We start from the raw sequence: 20,074 nt of genomic DNA on the forward strand, positions 1-20,074 counted from the left end.
CTCGTAAACTTATTCGCGAATGGTTTCTCGGGTGACGGCTCCGCCGCGGCTGCGGCGGATGCTCGGCAGCGCCAGCATGATCAGCACGAACAGGCCGGTAGCGAGTTTGAGGTTCGGCGGCGGCATGCCGGCGGCAAGGCAGAGCGATACGAGCTGATAATAGATGATGGAGCCGACGAAGGGCGCCAGCAACTGACGCAGGACTGTCTGCTTGCCGGTGAAAGCTTCGCCGATCATCAGCGCTGCAAGGCCGTTGATGAGGATGCCGATACCCATATTGACATCGGCAAAGCCCTGCGATTGCACCATCAGTGCACCGCTTGCGGCTGAAAAGGCGCTGGCGATGCCGACGCCGCCGATGGTGGCAGCCCAGACATTGATGCCCTGTGCCTCGGCCATGTCGGGATTGGAGCCGACCGCCCGCATGGCCGTGCCTTTCTCCGTCTTGAAGTAAAGGTTAAGGGCGATCAACACGATGATGGCAAGCAGGCCGGCGATGACGATCTTGCTCGCGGGAAAGCCGGGCTCGGTGAATGGCACGACATCGAACACGGTCGGAGAGCCGAAGACGGAGAGGTTCGATTTGCCCATGATGCCGAGGTTGACACTATAGAGCATGGTCGACATCAGGATGCCGGCAAGCAGCGTATGGATGCGGAAGCGCAGGTGAATGAAGGCCGTGCAGCAGCCGGCGGCAAGGCCGACGGCGAAGGCGACCGCAATGGCAAGCGGCGGCGCGACGCCGGCGGCAAGCAGGATGCCGCAGACGCAGCCGCCGAGCGGAAACGCACCTTCACTGGTCAGATCCGGAAAGCTCAGCATACGGAAGGGGATCATGATGCCGAGGACGACGAAGCTCAGGATGAAGCTCTGCGCCAGCGTGACCGGGATGAGCGAGACGAAGCTCGAAACGGTTGATTGAATGAAATCCATCATGATGTCAGCTCACCAGCAGCATGCGGTCGGTCTTGACGGCGAAGTGGCCGATCAGTTCGGGCACGGTGATGCGCCGCTTGCCATCTCCGGTTATTTCGAGATGGACGCGGCCGGCATCGAGCATGATGATGCTGTCGCCGAAATCGACGGCGTGCTGCATGTTGTGCGTGACCATCAATGTCGTCAGCTTCAGCGCCTCGACCGTGCGCACTGTTGCCTGCATGACGATATCGGCCGTGCGCGGGTCGAGCGCGGCTGTGTGTTCATCGAGCAGCAGCACATCTGGCGAGCCACCGACCGCCATGATGAGCGACAGCGACTGGCGCTGGCCGCCCGAAAGAAGCTCTACTTTTGTGTCCAGCCGATTTTCGAGGCCGAGGCCGAGGACGGCGAGCCGATCCTTGTAGGCGGCGAGCCGCGCCGCATTCAGGCCGGGCCGAAATCCTCTGGCTTTGCCGCGCAGTTCCGCCAGAAGCATGTTTTCGCCGACCGTCATGCTGGCGGCGGTTCCCTTCATCGGATCCTGAAATACGCGAGCCAGACGCGCGGCGCGTTTGTGGACCGGCATGTTCGTCACGTCATCACCGTTAATGAGGATCTGACCGGAATCGAGGCTGAGAGCGCCGGAAATCGCATTCAGCATGCTGCTCTTGCCGGCGCCGTTGGAACCGATGACGACGCCGAATTCGCCTGTCTTGAGGGAGAGCGTCAGGCCATTAAGCGCGACCTTTTCGTCGGGCTGGCCTCTGTAGAAAACCTTGCGCGCGGATTTGATCTCAAGCATCCGTGCCTCCCCTGCAGTGTAGGGTTATGAAATGGCGGCGTTCCTGACGCCGCCATGGATCGGATTGATCCTACAGCGCCGCGCGTCACATCTGACGCGCAAAAGTCGCTGTAGCACTTTAAAGCTGCTGCATAATTTTATCCTTAGATCGACATCGATTTAAGGAATTATGCAGTAGAAAATGCCGCCTATTACTTCGTGAAGCAATTGCAATCGGCAAGCGAAGCCGGAACTTCGGCGCCGAATGCTTTCAACACGGTCTTGTTGATCAGCGGCGCGTGGTCCTTGTAAGCCGGAACGGAGGGCTTGATCGTCTTCGGATCGGCACCCTTGAGGATCTCAGCGGCGATCTTGCCGGCATTTTCGCCAACCTGCTCATAGTTGACAGCAAAGCTTGCCGGCACGACGCCATTGCGGACGGCCGCGTCGTCGGAATTGACGATCGGGATCTGAGCCTGGCGGGCGGCGGCGGCAACGGCGGGGATTGCCGGCTGCAATAGGTTGGAAGCGGGCGTGTAGATCACGTCTGCCTTGCCGGCGAGCGATGCGATGCGCTGCTGAATGTCGTTGACATTGTCGACGCCGACCGGAACCACTTCGAAGCCGGCTGCCGGAGCGGCGGCCTTGACCTTGTCGATCAGCGCAACGTCGTTGGCCTCGCCCGGATTATAGGGCACGCCGATGCGCTTGGCATTCGGAAGCAGCTTCTTGGTGAAGGTGAGGATGGCCGAGATGTCCTGCAGGTCGCTCGAGCCGGTGATGCCTGTGTCACCGGCGTCCCAGGACGGGACGAGCTTGGCGGCGACGGGATCGGTGACGGCCGTAAAGACGATCGGAATGCCGGAGCCGGCCAGCGCCTTCTTGGCAATCTGCGATACGGGGGTGGTCACCGTATACATCAGCTTCGGATGTTCGGATTGCAGCTTGGCGATCATCTGCGGAACGAGCGAGGCGTCGAAGCTCGTGTTGCTTTCGGAATAGACGACATCCTTGCCTTCGACGAAGCCGTTGTCAGCAAGAGCCTTCTTAAAGCCGGCAATCGATGCGTTGAGCTGCGGATGCTCGCCGAAGTTGGCGATGGCGATCTTGATGGGCTCGGCCGATGCGGTTGCAACGCTTGCTGCGAAGGCGCCGACGACAGCGAGGCCGGCCAGCCACTTGGACGTAGATCTCAGCATATTTTCCTCCCGGTGTAATAAGGAGCCGTTTTCCTTCGGCTCTCTCGGGCAGGGATCATAGCGAGTGCTGCAGGCCTGTCAATTTGTGATATATGATATTCACGATGGGCATATATAATATATAATTTCCGGATAAGGAGCTTTTATATATAATCTGCGCCTGGGGAGGATCGGGACGAGGGCCATGCAGGACAAGGATGCGCTGAGCAAGACGGAAGCGGCTTACTGGCTGTTGCGACGCGACATCCTCAATACCAAGCTAAGGCCTGGTGCCTCTCTTCGGTTGAGCGCCCTTCGGGATATCTACGGCCTCGGCTGGACGCCGCTTCGCGAGGCGCTGTCGCGGCTGGAGGCCGAAAAGCTTGTGACTGCGATCAGCAATCGCGGCTTCGCTGTCGCTCCAGTATCGCGGGCCGAACTGGAGGACCTGACGCGGGCGCGCATGGTCGTAGAGCTGCCGCTTCTCATGGAGTCGATTGAGAAGGGTGGCCCGGATTGGGAATCGGCCGTCGTTACTGCACATTATCGCCTCTCACGCTGCAAGATCGTGCCCGACTCCGCCTCGGAGGAGATGGCGGACGAATGGGATGAGAAGCACAGCGCCTTTCACGCTGCGCTTGTCAGCGCGGCAACGTCGAACTGGCTCCAGCGTTTCCAGTCCACCATCTCGGATCAGCTTCGCCGCCACCATCGTTTTCTCGGCCTTGCGCCGACGCAGCGCGCGGCTGCTGGCCTTTCGATCGGTTATGAAAAAGCCGTTGCCGCTTTGCAGGATGCCATGGCGATCGAGCATCATACGGCATTGATGGAAGCGGCCCTCGACCGGGATCTGGAACGTGCCAGAGCGCTGATGACCGAGCATATCGGGTACACGCTGCAGGTTTATATTCGCTCGGAGGGTCATGTGAGTTAGGTCGAAACCGGATCATCGGAGAGCTGGAACGCTTGGCGCGCGAGATGTCTCCCCCTGCAGGTTTTCGTCGATAAGCCGCTCGTCAGCGCCGCCAAGGAAAATATCCTTGCCGGCGTTGCCGCTATCGAATGCGAACTGGTGCGCACCCCAGGGTCTTTCCAGCCCGTTCCAGTGATTGCAGCTCCATCGGTTCGATTCCCGTTAGGAGCGCTCAACTTGGGCCTGCCTGGGGTGGGTGATCGGTCATTGCCCAAAGCGACTGGGTAGGAAAGGGCATGCGTTGTCGCTGATGCGACGTTCCAATGCGTCGAGTACCAGATCCGCCGTTTTGGGAGCTGCCGCGATGCCGACATGCCCGTGGCCGAATGCGGCGATCAGGCTGGGATGGCGTGACAGTGGGCCGATCACAGGAAGCCCGTCGGGCGTGGATGGCCGATGTCCCATCCAGAGGCGAAGGTGGGGTGTCTTGTCGGCAGCCAGATAGGGGTAGCTCGCCAGGGCATGGCGTTGCAGCACCTGCGCGCGCTCCCAATTAGGGGGTTTGTTCACGGTTGCAAGCTCGACCTGGCCCGAAAGGCGCAGGCCCATATTGGTCGGCGTATTGGCCATCCGGCCGGTACTCGGCATGACGGGAATTTCGAAGGGTGCCTGCCCTGATGTCACAGTCACATGATAGCCCCGTTCGCTCTGCATCGGAATGCGCACGCCAAGCGGGCGAAGCAGGCGGCCGGAATGTATGCCCGCGGCCACGACGATGCGGTCGGCAGATAGCGTCTCGCCACCCTCCAGCACCGCCTGCGGCGTTACGCCGTCGAGGATAGCTGTCACGGCGGACTGGTGGAATTGTACACCCTTGCGTCGAGCGGCTTCCACAATGCCGGCTACATAGCTTCCGGTGTCGCGGCAATGGGCGCCGTTCACCACATGGATGGCGAAGCGATAGGGGGGACCGAGAGCCGGAAGCCTTTTCCGGATTTCGGTCTCGTCCCACTCCACATATGCTACGCCGTTTTCTCGGCGCAGTTCCCAGCTCAGCGCTTCCGCCTCGAAGGAGGCCCGGTCGGGATAAGCGTAGAGCAGCCCTTTCTGAAGAACGAGCTGTTCCTGTCCGGTCTTTCGCGCGAGTTCCAGATGTCGCTCAGGGCCATCATGCAGCAGGAAGTTCAGCAATTTCGCCGTCCGGCGTACGCGGGTCTTACTGGCGCCAGCCCACAAGAACCGCAGGAGCCAAGGCGTCAGCTGCGGCAGCGACCTCCAGTCGATCGTCAGCGGCCCGTTTCGATCGAGAAGGAAACCGGGAACCTTACGCCACAAACCGGGCATGCTCATCGGAATGATCGATGCCGGGCTGATCCAGCCGCCATTGCCGTAGCTTGCCCCGGCTTCGCTACCCGGGGCGTTGCCGTCGCAAAGCGCGACATCCCAGCCTGCCTCCGCCAATCTCAATGCCGCGGTGGCACCGATAATGCCAGCGCCAACAACGATTACCTTGCCTGTCATTGCCGTTTTCGTCCTGCTCTCAGGAAAGTCCGCCATGGAAATGGCTGAGGAATTCTCGCGTTCTCGCCTCGCGAGGCTCGTTGATGACCTGGCGCGCATCACCCGACTCGACGACGAAGCCGTCCTGCATGAAGATGACCGTATCGGCGACATCGCGGGCAAAGGCCATCTCATGAGTGACGAGGATCATCGTCATGCCCTGCTCGGCTAGCTGACGAATGACCGCCAGAACTTCGCCGACCAGTGCAGGGTCGAGTGCCGAGGTGGCCTCATCAAACAGCATGACTTCCGGTTTCATGGCGAGCGCGCGCGCGATCGCCACGCGCTGCTTCTGCCCGCCCGAAAGCTGCTCCGGGCGCGTGTCGGCTTTCGCGACCAGGCCGACCTTGGCGAGAAGCTCCATCGCGACGGTTCGCGCGGAATTCCTGTCCTGCTTCAGCACGCTCACAGGCCCAACCATCACGTTGTCGATGACGCTCATATGCGGGAACAGATTGAAGTTCTGAAACACCATACCGGTATTGGCACGGAAGGCCGCAAGGTCCCGGTCGCGCATGGCAACCCGGCCCGCGGAAAAATCCATCCGCCTCCCGCCGATGGTAATGCAGCCCGCATCCGGCAACGACAGCAGATTGAGGCTGCGCAACAGGGTCGACTTTCCCGAGCCGCTTGGCCCGATCATCGCCACCACATGACCGCGCGGCACCGAAAGGTTGATGTCCTTCAAGACGTCGAGAGGACCGAAGGATTTCTTCAGGCCCACGACCTCGATCATCGGCTCTTCTGCGCCCATTCTCTCTATCTTGCCATTCATGCCTTACGACCCTCCAGCCAGTGCGCCAGGCGCGTCATGGGGAACAGGACCGCCAGATAGACGAATGCAATCAAAGTGTAGGTTTCAAGCGGCCGGTAGGTGGCCGAGGTCACGAGCTGACCTTGATAGAGCAGGTCGGGCACGGCGAGCACGGAGAGAAGCGAGGTGTTTTTGAGCTGCAGGACAGACTGGTTGACCAGCGGCGGCACCATGCGGCGCAACGCCTGCGGCAGAATGATCTTGGCCATCAACTGGCCTCGACGCATGCCGATCGCGCGGCCGGCATCCCATTGCCCGGCATCGATCGAGACGATGCCGCCCCGAATGATCTCCGCATAGAACGCGGCGCCGTACATGGTCAGCGTGATGAAGGCTGCCATCGCAGGGGAGATCTGAATTCCGACCAGCATGGGCAAGGCATAGTAGCACCAGACCAATTGTACGAGCACGGGCGTACAGCGAAAGAGTTCCACGATCGTCATGATCGGAACGGTGACGATTTTCAGACCCGAAAGCCGGGCAAGAGCGAAGAGCGTGCCGACAAGGATTCCGGAAACGATGGTCAGAACGGTAAAGCCGACCGTGTAGCCCAAGCCCTGAAGAAAGAGGCCGCGATACTGCCATAGGCTGGAAAAGTCCCATTGATACTGCATCACAGCGCGCTTTGTTCGGCCCGGCTGAAAGTCCGGGGAGAGGTTGATGTAAAAAGCCACTCGCCCAATGTCAGGATGTCGAAGACGGGAAGGCCGAGAGCCGTCGCGATCGCCTGCGCAAAGGGTGGCATGTTGGTGCATTCCAGCACGATGGCGCCGACCGACGGATGCTCGGCGACGAGCTTGCGAGCAGCATCGATCACTTCGGCCTCCAGCGCCGCGTGATCGTATGCGGCAGAGCCTTCGATGAGCGCGTGAAATGCCCCGTTGGCGGGCACGCCGCGCACGGGCACGGATGGATCTGCTCCGCAGGCTTCGAACACCTCGGGAACGAGGCTTCCTGCATCATACGTTATCACGCCGGGGCGCAGGCCTGCGCCGAGCGCCATCTCGACCATGGGCAGCTGCATGAGACTGGAGGCAGCCACCGGCACGCCCAACGCCTCGGCCAGTTTCCGTTGGTGTCGCGCCATGAAGCCGCAGGACGTGACAATCGCGCGGCAGCCCTCCGAAATCAGCTCCCGTCCGGCGGCGACGAAATCGTCGACGAGACCCTCGCCGCCAGCACGGACGACGAGGGAAACGGATGCACCGCGCACCCGACGGAACCGGACCGGAAAGCGCCATGATCCAGCATGGCCGACATCGCCGGGCGGGCGTTCGAACGTCGTGTCCAGCATGATGATGCCCAAGGCACCCGAAGAGACAGACATGGTCGTGCCTGTCAGAAGGTCAGGCTTGCAGGCAGTGCAGCCTTGTCGACACCCACGAGCGCGAGGCTATCGACAATCCAGCCCGAGACCTTGCCTTGTCCGCGGCGTTCCGCAAGCCAGGCATCGACATAGTCGCGGAACTCGCCATTCGGATCGCGGCGCACGCCGATCGTGGTCGGCTGGCTTCCGTGAGGGTCGGGAATGATGAGTTTGACGTTTGGAGCGAGGTGTTTCGTCGTCACGACAGCGAGGAGCGCGACCTGGATGATGGCATCGGCGCGACCCGACTGAAGCGCCAGAATGGTCTCATCGGCAGATTTGAGCGCAACCAGCGTGCAGTTCGGCAGGTTCTTGCGGGCGAAGTTGTCCTGCGTCGAGCCGAGGTCGACGGCCACCCGCATCTCCGGTCTGTTCATTTCCTCCCACTTCGTCACCTCCAGATCCTTGCGGGCAACGAGTGTGAAGGTATTGTCCATCAGTGCCTTGGTGAAATCGACAACCTTGGCGCGCTCCGGATTGTTGCTGAGCCCGAACATGATATCGATCTTGTTGCTTTGGAGATCGATCACGGAGTTGCCCCAGGTCGTCTCGACCAGTTCCAGCTTGACGCCGATATATTGCGCGAGGTCTTGTCCCATCGCGACGCAGAAACCTTCCCATTTTCCGGTTGCGAGATTCTTGTGATAATAAGGCTCGGTGCCTGCAAACACGCCGATCCGTAGCGCCCCCCGCGCCCGGATCGCTTCGAGCGTCGGACCTTCGGTCGCTGCAAGAAGTGCGGAGGATGGAAGTAGCGCAGCAGCGCCTGCGAGCAGCACTGCCCTTCCGAAATCACGTCTGTTCATGGTCATATCCCAGTTGATTGCTCGTTCCCTATTGCGCCTTGCGGGCGATCAATGCGTTTTCGCGATTGATTTTGTTGGAAAGGACGACCGAATAGGTCACGCTTTCGATTTCTTCGATCCGCGCAAGCTCATCGATGAGCGCTTCCAGATCTTCTAAAAAATTGACGTTCACGCGGCAGAGAATGTTGGCCGGGCCGCTGATCGCGTCGGCGGTCAGGATCTCGGGATAGCCGCGCAATACCGCAAACAGCCTTTGCGTCGCGCGCAGGGCGGTGGTGATGAAGATATAGGCTGAAACGCTTTGATCAATCTCGCGACGGCCCACGATCGCACGATAGCCAAGAATGACGCCGCGACGTTCCAGCCGCTCGATACGCTCCTGGACACTTGAGCGCGCGAGGCCGACGCGTCGCGCCAGTTCACTGGCCGTTACGCGTGCGTTTTCCTCCAGGATGCTAAGCAGATTGCGGTCAATGCTGTCGCCGTAGTCCATGTCGTTCCCACTTTCTTTTGCGGGAAGACTGGGGCCAAATTTTCCCAAAGAAAAGCATTGAAAAATGGGTTCTTCATGACTTTTATTCATGCTGGTCAACAGGAGCTTCGTCATGCGCCGTTTTCTGCCGTCCTTGAGCGCCCTGCATGCCTTCGATGCATCCGTGCGTCACTTGAGCTTTACCAAGGCTGCCGAGGACATGGGGATCACGCAGAGCGGCATCAGCCGGCAGATAAAAAACCTTGAGGATTTTCTGGGGCTTACCCTGTTCGAGCGCGCCGGCCCGAAGCTGGTGCTGACGGAGGAGGGCGCGCGCTATTACGATGAGATTTCGCGCCTGCTCGACAAGTTGGAAGATGTCTCCATCGATGCCGTCCGCGGTCGAAAGGCGCAGAGCATGCTGAAGATCGGCTTTCCGCCGACATTGATGCGGCGCTGGGGTGCTGCGATGCTGACCGCCTTTGCAGCCGCGCATCCTCAAACATGGTTCGAGGTCTATCCCTGTCGTCACGATCTCGATTTCGCGGCATCCGAGCTGGATCTTGCGTTCGTGCGCGGTACGGGCAATTGGAGCGGGGCGCGCAGTCAGTTGCTCTTCGATGAAGAGTTGATCGTTGTGGGAGCGCCGAATCTGGTGCCATTGCAAGGCCTGCCAAACGACGAGGCGCTGCTGGAATACCCGCTGATCCAGAATTCCAGCCGGCCGAGCCTGTGGCTGCATTGGCTGCGGGGAGCAGGTGTGCACTACAAGAGCCGCATCTACGGTCCGCGTTTGCCGAACTTCGATATGATCCTCGAATGTGCCATCAGCGGCATGGGGCTGGCGGTCGTTCCCGAGCTCCATGTGCGCACCGAACTTGCCGCAGGAATTCTGAAGCCCGCCTTAAGCAGGCTCCAGACGTCGGGGGAAGGCTTTTATCTCTGTTTCCCGCAGGCGCGGATGAACTCGGCCAACGTGCGGATCTTCCGCGATTGGTTCGCCACCGAATTCACGCGCCGGCGGCAATTCCTGCCTCTGGCGTATCCCTTGGATCAAAAATAGGCCTTCTCCACCGGCTTTAGCTCGAGCGGATCCTCTCCCCGCTTCAATAGCCATGAATAGACCGGCGGTACCCGGTCTGCGATGGATTCGACATGAACGTCGATGAAGCACGGCCCATCGTCGTGAGCAAAGGCGGACGCCAACGCGGTATCGAGTTCCGAAGCCGTTTTGGCCGTCCATGCCTTGAGACCATAAGCCTCCGCGATTGCCTGACCGCGCGGCGCCAGAAAATCCACACCGAAGCACTGATTATGACCTTTGAGCCGGTGGAGGCCCTTGATCCAGCCGAATGTCCCGTTGTTGAAGAGGATAAGGATCGCCGGCACCTGCAGGCGCATCAGTGTTTCCAGTTCGCCGACCGTCATGCCGAACGATCCGTCGCCGAAGAGACCGATCGGCCTCTTGGATGGATCGGCCCGCCAGGCTCCGACTGTGGCGGGAAGCGCTGAACCCAGGCCGCCAAAGGCACGTGGTATGGCAAAGCGGGTCTCGCGGTCATTGATTTTGAGGAAGCGCGTCATGTATGGGGTCGGCGTTCCCGCATCGGAGTAGATGAGCGCGGGCTTGCCGGAAGATTGCAAAGCTTGATTGAAAGCACGCACGGCGCGCTCGGGCCGTAAAGGAACCCGCTCGTCGGAAAGCGCCTCCTCCGCATGCTCCCAAAAGACTTGCCGGCGCCGGTTGAGCTCGCCGACCCAGGCTTCGTGCAATGCGGGCTCGATACTTGCTTTCAGCTCCAGCAACTCCGTGAGGACAAGCAAGGCATCTCCCTGGATGGACAGCAGATTCTCGTAGTTGTTCGCCATGATCTCGGGCGAGATATCGATCTGCGCCAGGCGTTTATTGAGCGTGATCCGCGGAAAGGTCCAGCCGATGGTGACGACCGAACCAATGCGCGAGCCTACGAACAGCGTGAAGTCGGAATGTTCAAGCGCCCAGTTCGCATGCGGATGATATCCGTTGTCGCCGATGACGCCGATTGCGAGGCGATGGTCGTCATCGATTGCACCCTGGCCAGTCATCGTCGTGCACATCGGCACATTGAATTTTTCGGCAAGCCGGGTGATCTCGTTGCCTGCACGGGCGCGGTTCACCCCACCTCCCGCCACGATCAGCGGTCGCTCGGCCCTGGAAAGAAGCTCCAGCAGCTTTTCGAGCTTCGAGCGCGGCGGCAGCGTAGGATAAGCAGGGAAGGTACGGCATTCCTCCTCGACATGCAGAGATATTCGCGTCAGGTCTATCTCGGCCAGAAGCATATCCTCGGGGATCTGCAGATGTACCGCGCCAGGTTTGCCTGAGCAGGCGACGCGAAAGGCGCGGCGGATGATTTCGGGCAGTTTTTCCGGCGTCTTTACCTGCACGGACAGCTTTGTGACCGGTTCGAACAGTTTCGCGCAATCTAATTCCGTCAGGACGCCGCGTCCCTCGCCGGGTAGTGGAATGTCGATGGTCAGCAGGATTACCGGCACCGACGATCCGTTCGCTTCAGCGACCGGCGGCAAGGAATACATCGCGCCGGCGCCCGATGGGCATTCAAACACGCCGGGCTTGTTGGTGAACCGCCCGTAAGCATCCGCCATGAAGCCGGCAGAGCGCTCGTCGCGGGCCATCACATGCCGTATTTCGCCTTCGCGGTGCTGAAGTGCTTCATAGAGCGGCACATTGGTATCTCCGGGGACACCAAAGATCGTATCGACCCCGTATCCGATGAGCATGTCTACCAGAATGTCAGCACCGCGCATTCGTCTCTCCTGTATCTCGCTGTGCTGATCAGGATAATGAAGCAGAGGTTTGCCGGGGACCGGCAAATCGGCGGCTTGAAGCGGCAGCCGCCGGCAATCTGCCGGCTCTGTCCTTGAGATTGTATGGGGCTGGCGTGCGCCAAGCGCATTGCGATCATATCCGCGCTGTGACTTACCAAGCGAGGCGTTATCGATTGCTGTCGTGAGGTGGTGAGGCGACCGATCCGCGCTCGATCAGGCCTGTTTTGATGGCGGTTCGCCCGACGGGCAGATCCTTGCCGTTCAGCCGCGAGATAAGGCGCTCGGCCGCCTTCTTTCCCATTTCGTAGACCGGCTGGTCGACGACGGTGATCGGCGGTGTCGTGACGGTCGTCCAGTCCGCATCAAGGAAAGAGATCATCGATATATCGCGCGGCATGGACAATCCCAGTTTTTGCAAGGTCTTGAAGACCCTGAGCCCGACGAGACTGTCCGACGCTATGATGGCGGTCGGAGGCGCCGCATCGTGCAGCAGGCTCTTGACGACATCATCCGTCCTTGACTGGTCGGTCGCGCCGAGCCGCACGTAATATAGCGCGTTCTCGATGCCCGCATCGGCCTGCTCCTTCAACATGCCATCCACCCGTTCGCGCACGGCAGAATTGGAAATGCTGCTGATATCGCCAAGGGGTTCGCTCCCGGCATCCATCGCCGATATATAGGCGATCCGTCTATGCCCCATGTCGAGAAGATGGCGGGTGGCGACCATGGCGGCATCGAAATCGTCACCCGTCACGGCGTCGACGCCGAGCTCCGGAATGTTTCGGTCAAAGAGGACAAGAGGCACGCCGACGCGGCGTATGTCCTGAAGATGCTCCATTCGGTCGCAGCGTGCCGGCGTTACGATCAATCCATCGACGCGCTTGCCGATGAGCAGGTCGACCGCCGACTTTTCCGCATCGAGTTCTTCACCGGAATTGGCAATGATCACATTGAAGCCGGCCATGCGCGCGGCATCGCTGATGCCCCGGACGGCAAGGCTGAAGAAGGCATTTTCGATATCGCCGACCACGACCCCGATGATGCCGGATTTGCCTGTCGTCATGCTCCGGGCAAGTTCGTTCGGCCGGTATTCGAGCGCCGCCGCAGCGGCAAGCACCTGCTCGCGAACCTTGTCACTGACGGTGCCATAGCCGCCGAGCACGCGGGCAGCGGTCGCCTTCGAGACTTTAGCGACCCTGGCAACATCGGCGACTGTTACGGAGCGTTTCGAGGTGAGGGGCTCTTCCATGGTATGACGATTACAAGAGTTGTTGACGGGCGGTCAATCTGAAGTTAACAAATAGCATTGAGACCGGTCTCTTTATGCATGATACCGGTCTCTTGTCCAGAAAATCTCTTGCTGCCGCAAGGAGTGGAGATGCGGACGCGCATGCATGAATGCCGATAAGAGCATCCTTCAGAGCGGAGAACGAACATGAAACTATCCAGCATTTTCTCGGCCATCGCCGCGCCTCTGCGCGCTGGCGTGCTCGCCTATATCGTCGCGGCAAGCGTCGGCCCGGCGGTCGCCGCCGACAATCCCTATAACCTGATCGATCCGAACGTCATCAGCGTCGGCACGATGGGAGATTCCAAGCCCTACACCTTCACGACGGCCGATGGGCAATTCACCGGCTTCGATATAGAGCTCTTTCTGAACGTCGTTTCCCGCATGGGCTTTCCCAAGGACAAGGTGACGTTTACCGGCCAGGAGTTCTCGGCCTTGCTGCCCTCCGTTGCCAACCAGCGTTTCGACGTCGCCGTCGCGGCGATCGGAACGACCGAAGCACGCAAGAAGACGGTCGACTTCTCCGATGGCTATCTCGCCGGCTATCTCTCGGTTCTGACATCGGATGCCTCGATGAAGGATGCAGCCGGCCTCAAGGGCAAGCGCCTCGGCGTCGTGCAGGGCACGCTGCAGGAGGTCTATGCCACGAAGAATTTCACCGGCACCGATCTCGTCAAATTTCCGGACAACAATTCTGCCGTGGCGGCGCTGAACAACGGCACCATCGATGCACATTTCCTCGATTATGAAGCAGCCAAACAATATGGCGAGCGCTATCCGGCACTGAAGATTGCCGTGAATATCCCATCCTTCGACGCACCGGCGGGCTTCGTCGTCCACAAGGGCAACGACGCCTTCCGGCTGGCGCTCAACAAGGCGCTGCACGAAGCGATGCAGGATGGCACCTGGAAGACGCTCTATGAGAAATGGTTCCCCGGCTCGCCGATGCCCGATCAATATCTTCCCAAGAAGTAAGGCCGCGCTGCTGCCCGGCTTCCCGGGCAGCAGCATCAACCTGCCTCACGAATTTCATGGGGAATTGAATGGATTGGCTTGAAAATCTCCGTCGCAGCTTCCTCGATTGGGATGCGATGGCAGAAGTCCTGCCGAGCATGATCACGGTCGGACTGAAGAACACACTCATCCTGGCGGCAGCCTCCACCGTGCTCGGCGTCATCATCGGCATGGTGCTCGCCGTTATGGGCATTTCGCAGTCACGTTGGCTGCGCCTGCCGGCGCGCATCTATACCGATATTTTTCGCGGCCTGCCGGCGATCGTGACGATCCTCATCATTGGCCAGGGCTTTGCCCGCATCGGTCGCGAGATCTTCGGGCCGTCGCCTTTTCCGCTTGGCATCATCGCGCTGAGCCTGATCGCCGGTGCCTATATCGGCGAGATCTTTCGATCCGGCATTCAGAGCGTCGAGCGCGGGCAGATGGAAGCCTGCCGCGCGCTGAGCATGAGCTACGGACAGGGCATGAGACTGATCGTCATTCCGCAAGGGGTCCGGCGTGTCCTGCCCGCCCTCGTCAACCAGTTCATCGGCAACGTCAAGGATTCGAGCCTTGTCTACTTCCTGGGGCTGCTGGCCTCTGAGCGCGAAATCTTTCGCGTCGGCCAGGATCAGGCTGTGGTGACGGGCAATCTCTCGCCTCTGCTGCTGGCCGGCATCTTTTATCTGGTCATCACCGTGCCGCTGACGCATCTCGTCAACTACATCGACGCGCGTTTGCGCCTTGGACGGCAGGGGCGCGGATCCGGTGGCACGAGCGGCCTTGTCGAGGTCGGCGAGCTGGAGGCCGCTTCGGGTACCGGGATGCCTACAGACGCCGCTACTCCGCGCTCCAAAGGTGGGGCCGTTCAAATCCGCGATCTCAGCATGTCCTATGGCGATCTCGAAGTGCTGAAAGGCATCGATCTCGACATAGCCAGAGGCACGGTGACCTGCATCATCGGGCCGTCGGGATCGGGCAAGTCGACGCTGCTCCGGTGCTTGAACAGGCTCGTTGAGCCGAAACGCGGCGACATCGAGCTCGATGGCGAAAGCATCCTGTCCATGAAGCCGGAAAGCCTGCGCCGCCGCGTCGGCATGGTGTTTCAGCACTTCAATCTCTTTCCGGATCACACCGCGCTTGAAAACGTCATGCTGTCGCTGACGAAGATCAAGAGGATGCCGAAAGCTGAGGCGCGCCGGATTGCCGAGACCCGCCTGGCGGAAGTGGGGCTTGGTGGCCGCAAGGACCATCGCCCAGCCGGTCTTTCCGGCGGCCAGCAGCAGCGCGTCGCCATTGCCCGGGCGCTCGCCATGGATCCGGAAGTCGTCCTTTTCGATGAGGTCACGAGCGCGCTCGATCCGGAATTGGTGAAGGGCGTGCTCGACCTGATGGCCAATCTCGGGCGCCAGGGCATGACCATGGCGGTCGTTACTCACGAAATGGGATTTGCCCGCAGGGTCGCCGATCAGGTCGTCTTCATGGATGAAGGCCGCATCGTTGAAGCCGGCCCGCCGCAACAGATCTTCGACAATCCGCAAAGCGAACGGCTGAAACGCTTCCTCGCCGAGGTCCTCTGACAAACGGGCCGGCGAGAAATCGGACGGCCCTTCCATCGTAACAATTCCTACTGACAAGGTTTTCCAACATGCATGCTCCCACTCGTTCTTCAAAAGTCGTCGTTGTCGGCGGCGGTATCTTCGGGGTTTCCACGGCCGTTCATCTAGCGCGGCTTGGCATTCAGACAACGCTGATCAACGACGGCCCGCTGGCGAATGGCGCATCGGGCCGCTCGCTTGCCTGGCTCAATTCCGCAAGGCGCCGCTCCGATGCCTATCATCGGCTACGTCTCGCCGGCATCGACCGCTATCGCACGCTTTCCGCACGATATCCGGACGCGGCATGGCTACGTTTCGACGGCGGCCTGACCTGGGATGCCGACGAAGCCGATAACGACATTGCCGCCGTCTTCGATTACGAGCGTGACCTTGGCTACCATGCCCAATTGCTGACGCCGGGCCAGATTGCGAAAGTGACGCCAGGCGTCAATGCAAGCGCCGTCACGCAGCAGGGCGCAATCTTCAATCCGGGCGAGGGGTGGGTCGATCTGCCGTCCCTGATCGGCGTTCTTGCCGAAGAGTTCCGGGCATTGGGCGGCGAAATCGTCACCGATGCCGGCCGGGCGGCTGTCAAGGTGGAGGATGGCTGCGCCCGTGGCGTCACGACTGCGAATGGCGCCCGTTGGGCCGCCGATGCCGTATTGTTGGCGGCCGGCGGCGAGGTGCCGGCGATCGTTGCGGAAGCCGGTCAGCATATTGGCGACGATACGCCGATCGCTCTTCTCGTTCGGACGAAGCCGGTCAAGCATCCCCTGAAGGCTGTGCTGAATACGCCAAGGGTTGCCATCAGGCCCACTCCTGACGGCGCTTTTGCGCTCGATTCAGCCTGGTCGGAGGAAGAGGTTGTCGTAAAGGACGATGGCAGCTATGCAATCAAGCCTTCGACCCTTGAAGGGCTCCTGCAGGAAGCCTCAAAGGTGTTGGAGGGGAATCCGAAGCTCGAAATCGGCGACTACGGCGTTGGTCCCAAACCCATTCCGGGGGATGGCGAGCCGGTTTTCGGCGAATTGCAGGCCATACCGGGCTATTTCGTTGCCTTCAGCCATAGCGGTGCCACTCTCGGCCTGATCGCCGGCGAACTGCTTGCCGATGAGATCGCCACCGGCAAGCGTCATCCGCTTCTGGCCCCTTTCCGGCCGGAACGCTTCGTCAGATAGTTTGATCGGAACAGCAGCAGACAGGTTCAAGAGTGTCCGTGAGCGCACACAAGCGATCTTCACGGTCAAACCTGTCGCGCCTGCCGGCATTTCGGCCTTCTCCTGATCGAGGATGTTGGCGGCGATCAGGCATGCGGCGGCAAAGGAACGCCCGCCAGTTTGGTCTTGATCCAATCCGAAATACGATAATAGCGCAGCGTCAGCTTCGGACCGTAATTCATATAGAAGGGAGCCGCTGAAAGCGGCTCCAGCTTCAGCGACAGGTCTTTTTCCGGCACGCCTCTGGCCCATTCCGAGAGGATACCGCCGAGCATGCTTCCTGTTGGCACGCCGCGGCCAGACAGGCCCGTCAGCGCCACGACGCCTGGTGCCAGATCGTAGAGGCGGGGGATGGTGCGGTATTGCATGTCCAGCTCGCCAAACCAGAAATATTCCCAGCGGATCTCCTGTTTGATCTGCGGATGCAGCCATTTCAGCCGGTCGCTCATGACCTGCCGCGTATAGTCCATGTCGCGGCCGCGCCGTCCCATCGGGAACATGGAGGCGACGATCCGGCCTTCGGCATTGTATTTGTAGACATAGATATCGCCACGTCCATCATGGATGGTGGTGTTGCGCGGCAGCACCGACAGCCGCTCGTCGTCGGAAAGCGGCTGGGTAGCGGCGACGAAGACCCTCTGGATCTTGAAGGTCCGATCGAGTTTCGGCCAGCCGCCGACGGTATAGGCGCCCGTCGCGAAGATCACCTTGTCGGCAATGACTTTCCCTTTCAGCGTGCTGACCGCCCAGCCGCCCGCCACGCGCTCGCATCCGGTCACTGGCGAATCGGTGTGAATGACGCCGCCTTCCTGGATGACGGCACGTGCGAGACCACGAGAATAGCCGAGGGGATTAAGATGGCCGGCCTCTTCATGCAGCCAACCGCCGTGAAAGCGCGGGCTGCCGGTGATCGCTGCAACCTCGTCCCTGCCGATGGCCCGCGTTTTCGCGCCGACAGCATTGTAGGTGCGAACCTTCTCCTCGATTGTCTTCATCAAGCCGGGATAAAGCGCGCCCATGACATAGCCGTTCTGCTGCCATTCGCATTGGATCTGGTACTGCCGGATCATGCTGGAGACACGGTCGTTGGCGCGCGTCTGCCGGGCGATCAATCGCTCGGCCCAGGGCTCGCCTAGCATGGAGCGCAGTTCCGGCAGGCTGTAATGGGTGAAAGTCGGCGTGCAGTGCCCGGCGTTACGGCCAGAGCCGCCGAAGCCGATTTCCTCCTTTTCGAGAAGTACGACGCTTGTGCCGCTCTTCGCAAGCTCAAGAGCGGTGGTCAGGCCCGTATAGCCGCCACCGACAATGCAGACATCGACCTTGATCGTGCCTTCCAGCTCCGTCGTATCGGGTGCGGGGGCCGCAGTGGCATACCACAGGGTTGTTTTGAACGGCGAAAATTTCGTCATCCCGCATCCTCAGTGCAGATCGCTGCGGGCATCGAGCGCATCGCGCAGGCCGTCGCCGATGAAGTTGAAGCTGGTGACGGCGAGCGTGATGGCGACGCCCGGGACGATGGCCAGCCATGGTGCGCTGGCGAGATATTGCTGGGCGCCGTTCAGCATATTGCCCCAGCTCGGGAGCGGCGGCTGGATACCGTAGCCGAGGAAGCTGACATAGGCTTCGAGCAGGATGGCGCGGGCAACCGTCAGCGTAGCGGCGACGATGATCGGGCCGATTGCGTTCGGCAGCAGTTCGCGAAACATGATCCATCTGTTGGAGAGGCCGAGCATGCGCGCGGCGAGCACGAAATCGCGTTCGCGCAGCGATCGCACTTCCGCCTCGACGATGCGCGCGGTCTCCATCCAACTCGTCACCGCGATGATGACGGTGATCATGAACGGGCTCGGCTTGATGAAGGCGGCCAGCGCCAGCAGCAGGAAGATGCTGGGAAAGGACAGAAAGGCATCGACGAAGCGCATAAGCAATATCCCGATGCGCCCACCGTAATAGCCCGCCACCACGCCGATCACCGTGCCGATCAGTGTGCTGAGCACCATCGCGAAGAAGCCGACGAGGAGCGAAATCCGGCCTGCCATGAACAGGCGTACAGCAACGTCGCGCCCAAGCGGGTCAGTACCGAAAATATGGTAGCCGGCCGTAAAGGGCGGTGCGAAACGAGCCCGCAGGTCGATATAGAGCTCGTCATAGGGAAGCAGTGACGGCCCGAGCAGGCAGGCAAGGACTATGAGCGTGATCATGGCCACGCCGAGGAGCGCGAGCCTATGGCGGACGAAACGGCGCAAAGTCCGATTTTGCCACCAGCGCGAATGGGCGAATAATGATTGCGAAAGGGTTGCGGGGGAGGAGGAAGACATGGCGTTTCTCCTAACCAAGCCGGACGCGCGGATCGACGAAGGCGACGAGCAGATCCGCAAGCAGATTGCCGATCAGCACGAAGATTGCCGAGAACATCAGGAGGCCCATGACGACCGGATAGTCGCTGTAGCCAAGGCTATCAAGGAAAAGCCGGCCCATTCCCGGCCAGGTGAAGACGGTCTCCGCCACCAGAGCACCACCGAGAATGGTCGGCAATTGCAGGCCGGCAAGCGTGATCATCGGCAATAGCGCGTTGCCGACGACATGGCGCATCAGGACGCGCCGGGGCGAGAGGCCCTTGGCCCTGGCGGTGCGTACGAAGTCCTGGTTGATGACCTCGAGCGTGGCTGTGCGCATGTAGCGGCTCCAGACCGCGATGTTGACAAGCGCAAGCACGAGGCTCGGCATGATCAGATGGATCGCATAATCACCGAGCGAGCCGTTGCCGACCGTGTACATGTTGCCCGCCGGCAGCCATTTCAGCTTCAGCGAGAAGATATAGATGGCGACGAGACCGAACCAGAAGGTCGGTATCGACAGCGCCACCATGGCGCCGACGGTGGCGCTGTAATCGAAGATCGAATAGCGGCGGGTTGCCCCCTTGATGCCGATCCAGGTGCCGATCGCGATCGAGATCACCATCGATGTGCCCATCAGCAGCAGCGTGGCGAACAGATGGCCGAAAATGATCGACAGTACCGGCTGGTTGTCCCGGTAGGAGCGGCCCCAGTCGCCCATCAGCAGATGTCTCAACCAGTCGAGATATTGGATCGGCAGCGGCCGGTCGAGACCCATTTGGGCAGCGATCCTGTCGAGCGCTTCCTTGGTCATGCCTGGCGTCAGCGTATATTGCGACAGCGGACCGCCGGGAGCGAGGGTAAGTACGGCAAAGCCGATCATCGATACGAGGAGCAGCAGCACCAGGCTCTGCCACAGGCGGCTCAGGAGATAGCGCAACATGGCATTCGTCTCCGATGGTTGCGGAATGTGAAGCGATCAGCCCTTCGATGCTTCGGCCGAAGGGC

Annotated in this window: 19 protein-coding genes; 5 read left to right on the forward strand and 14 right to left on the reverse strand. The window is 60.6% G+C overall.

Annotation, left to right across the window (positions count from 1 at the left end; translation table 11 throughout):
* Positions 1-9: 9 nt before the first annotated feature.
* The 3 genes from AC13QY_RS02765 to AC13QY_RS02775 all read right to left on the reverse strand — a co-directional run bounded on the left by AC13QY_RS02765 (position 10) and on the right by AC13QY_RS02775 (position 2,898).
* Entirely contained in the window at positions 10-933 is a 924-nt protein-coding gene (locus AC13QY_RS02765) for an ABC transporter permease (protein WP_069610480.1), read from the reverse strand.
* A gap of 7 nt (positions 934-940) precedes the next feature.
* Complete coding sequence (locus AC13QY_RS02770) at positions 941-1,720, reverse strand: ABC transporter ATP-binding protein (protein WP_113350543.1); 780 nt, start codon at positions 1,718-1,720, stop codon at positions 941-943.
* Positions 1,721-1,911: 191 nt separating this feature from the next.
* Entirely contained in the window at positions 1,912-2,898 is a 987-nt protein-coding gene (locus AC13QY_RS02775) for an ABC transporter substrate-binding protein (protein WP_113329712.1), read from the reverse strand.
* A gap of 184 nt (positions 2,899-3,082) precedes the next feature.
* Between AC13QY_RS02775 and AC13QY_RS02780 the strand changes: the two genes are divergently transcribed.
* Positions 3,083-3,811: a GntR family transcriptional regulator gene (locus AC13QY_RS02780; protein WP_113350542.1), complete on the forward strand. Its 729-nt coding sequence runs from the start codon at positions 3,083-3,085 to the stop codon at positions 3,809-3,811.
* Between the two features lie 243 nt (positions 3,812-4,054).
* On the opposite strand, the gene AC13QY_RS02785 is transcribed toward AC13QY_RS02780, so the two are convergent.
* The 6 genes from AC13QY_RS02785 to AC13QY_RS02810 are packed head-to-tail and all read right to left on the reverse strand — an operon-like array spanning position 4,055 to position 8,943.
* Complete coding sequence (locus AC13QY_RS02785; protein WP_113350541.1) at positions 4,055-5,311, reverse strand: NAD(P)/FAD-dependent oxidoreductase; 1,257 nt, start codon at positions 5,309-5,311, stop codon at positions 4,055-4,057.
* A gap of 19 nt (positions 5,312-5,330) precedes the next feature.
* Positions 5,331-6,125, reverse strand: coding sequence for an amino acid ABC transporter ATP-binding protein (locus AC13QY_RS02790; protein WP_281408392.1), 795 nt, complete (start codon positions 6,123-6,125; stop codon positions 5,331-5,333).
* On the reverse strand, positions 6,122-6,778 hold the full coding sequence (locus AC13QY_RS02795) for an amino acid ABC transporter permease (RefSeq protein ID WP_113350540.1): 657 nt from the start codon (positions 6,776-6,778) through the stop codon (positions 6,122-6,124). Before AC13QY_RS02795 ends, AC13QY_RS02790 begins: the two co-directional genes overlap by 4 nt.
* Positions 6,778-7,491 (reverse strand): aspartate/glutamate racemase family protein, encoded by a 714-nt coding sequence (locus AC13QY_RS02800; protein ID WP_113350539.1) that lies wholly within the window; start codon positions 7,489-7,491, stop codon positions 6,778-6,780. The genes AC13QY_RS02795 and AC13QY_RS02800 overlap by 1 nt, the downstream gene beginning before the upstream one ends.
* Before the next feature lie 11 nt (positions 7,492-7,502).
* On the reverse strand, positions 7,503-8,336 hold the full coding sequence (locus tag AC13QY_RS02805; RefSeq protein ID WP_113350538.1) for a transporter substrate-binding domain-containing protein: 834 nt from the start codon (positions 8,334-8,336) through the stop codon (positions 7,503-7,505).
* 28 nt (positions 8,337-8,364) lie between these two features.
* Positions 8,365-8,943, reverse strand: a complete 579-nt coding sequence (locus AC13QY_RS02810; protein WP_233788580.1) for an Lrp/AsnC family transcriptional regulator — start codon at positions 8,941-8,943, stop codon at positions 8,365-8,367.
* Here AC13QY_RS02810 and AC13QY_RS02815 point away from each other — a divergent pair.
* On the forward strand, positions 8,942-9,871 hold the full coding sequence (locus AC13QY_RS02815; RefSeq protein ID WP_069614756.1) for a LysR substrate-binding domain-containing protein: 930 nt from the start codon (positions 8,942-8,944) through the stop codon (positions 9,869-9,871). The genes AC13QY_RS02810 and AC13QY_RS02815 overlap by 2 nt on opposite strands.
* Here AC13QY_RS02815 and AC13QY_RS02820 read toward each other — a convergent pair.
* Both AC13QY_RS02820 and AC13QY_RS02825 read right to left on the reverse strand, forming a co-directional pair.
* Complete coding sequence (locus AC13QY_RS02820) at positions 9,862-11,613, reverse strand: thiamine pyrophosphate-binding protein (RefSeq protein WP_113350536.1); 1,752 nt, start codon at positions 11,611-11,613, stop codon at positions 9,862-9,864. The genes AC13QY_RS02815 and AC13QY_RS02820 overlap by 10 nt on opposite strands.
* Before the next feature lie 187 nt (positions 11,614-11,800).
* Positions 11,801-12,883 (reverse strand): LacI family DNA-binding transcriptional regulator, encoded by a 1,083-nt coding sequence (locus AC13QY_RS02825; RefSeq protein WP_113350535.1) that lies wholly within the window; start codon positions 12,881-12,883, stop codon positions 11,801-11,803.
* Between the two features lie 186 nt (positions 12,884-13,069).
* On the opposite strand from AC13QY_RS02825, the gene AC13QY_RS02830 reads away from it, so the two are divergent.
* The 3 genes from AC13QY_RS02830 (at position 13,070) to AC13QY_RS02840 (ending at position 16,691) form a co-directional block, all read left to right on the forward strand.
* Positions 13,070-13,897 (forward strand): ABC transporter substrate-binding protein, encoded by an 828-nt coding sequence (locus tag AC13QY_RS02830; RefSeq protein ID WP_069614691.1) that lies wholly within the window; start codon positions 13,070-13,072, stop codon positions 13,895-13,897.
* 68 nt (positions 13,898-13,965) lie between these two features.
* Entirely contained in the window at positions 13,966-15,495 is a 1,530-nt protein-coding gene (locus AC13QY_RS02835) for an amino acid ABC transporter permease/ATP-binding protein (RefSeq protein WP_113389373.1), read from the forward strand.
* A gap of 68 nt (positions 15,496-15,563) precedes the next feature.
* The gene (locus tag AC13QY_RS02840; RefSeq protein WP_113350533.1) at positions 15,564-16,691 is read left to right on the forward strand and encodes an NAD(P)/FAD-dependent oxidoreductase; all 1,128 of its coding nucleotides are present in this window, start codon (positions 15,564-15,566) and stop codon (positions 16,689-16,691) included.
* 125 nt (positions 16,692-16,816) lie between these two features.
* Here the strand turns inward: AC13QY_RS02840 and AC13QY_RS02845 are convergent, their stop codons facing one another.
* From AC13QY_RS02845 to AC13QY_RS02855, 3 genes are read right to left on the reverse strand one after another with little or no spacing between them, the layout of a single operon-like run.
* A complete protein-coding gene (locus AC13QY_RS02845; protein ID WP_113350532.1) occupies positions 16,817-18,139 on the reverse strand; it encodes an NAD(P)/FAD-dependent oxidoreductase in 1,323 nt (440 codons plus the stop codon).
* A gap of 9 nt (positions 18,140-18,148) precedes the next feature.
* A complete protein-coding gene (locus tag AC13QY_RS02850; RefSeq protein ID WP_113329724.1) occupies positions 18,149-19,048 on the reverse strand; it encodes an ABC transporter permease in 900 nt (299 codons plus the stop codon).
* A 10-nt stretch (positions 19,049-19,058) separates the two neighbouring features.
* The gene (locus AC13QY_RS02855; RefSeq protein WP_069614686.1) at positions 19,059-20,009 is read right to left on the reverse strand and encodes an ABC transporter permease; all 951 of its coding nucleotides are present in this window, start codon (positions 20,007-20,009) and stop codon (positions 19,059-19,061) included.
* Between the last annotated feature and the right edge of the window lie 65 nt (positions 20,010-20,074).

This window comes from Martinezella sp. CNPSo 3795, assembly GCF_057784475.1.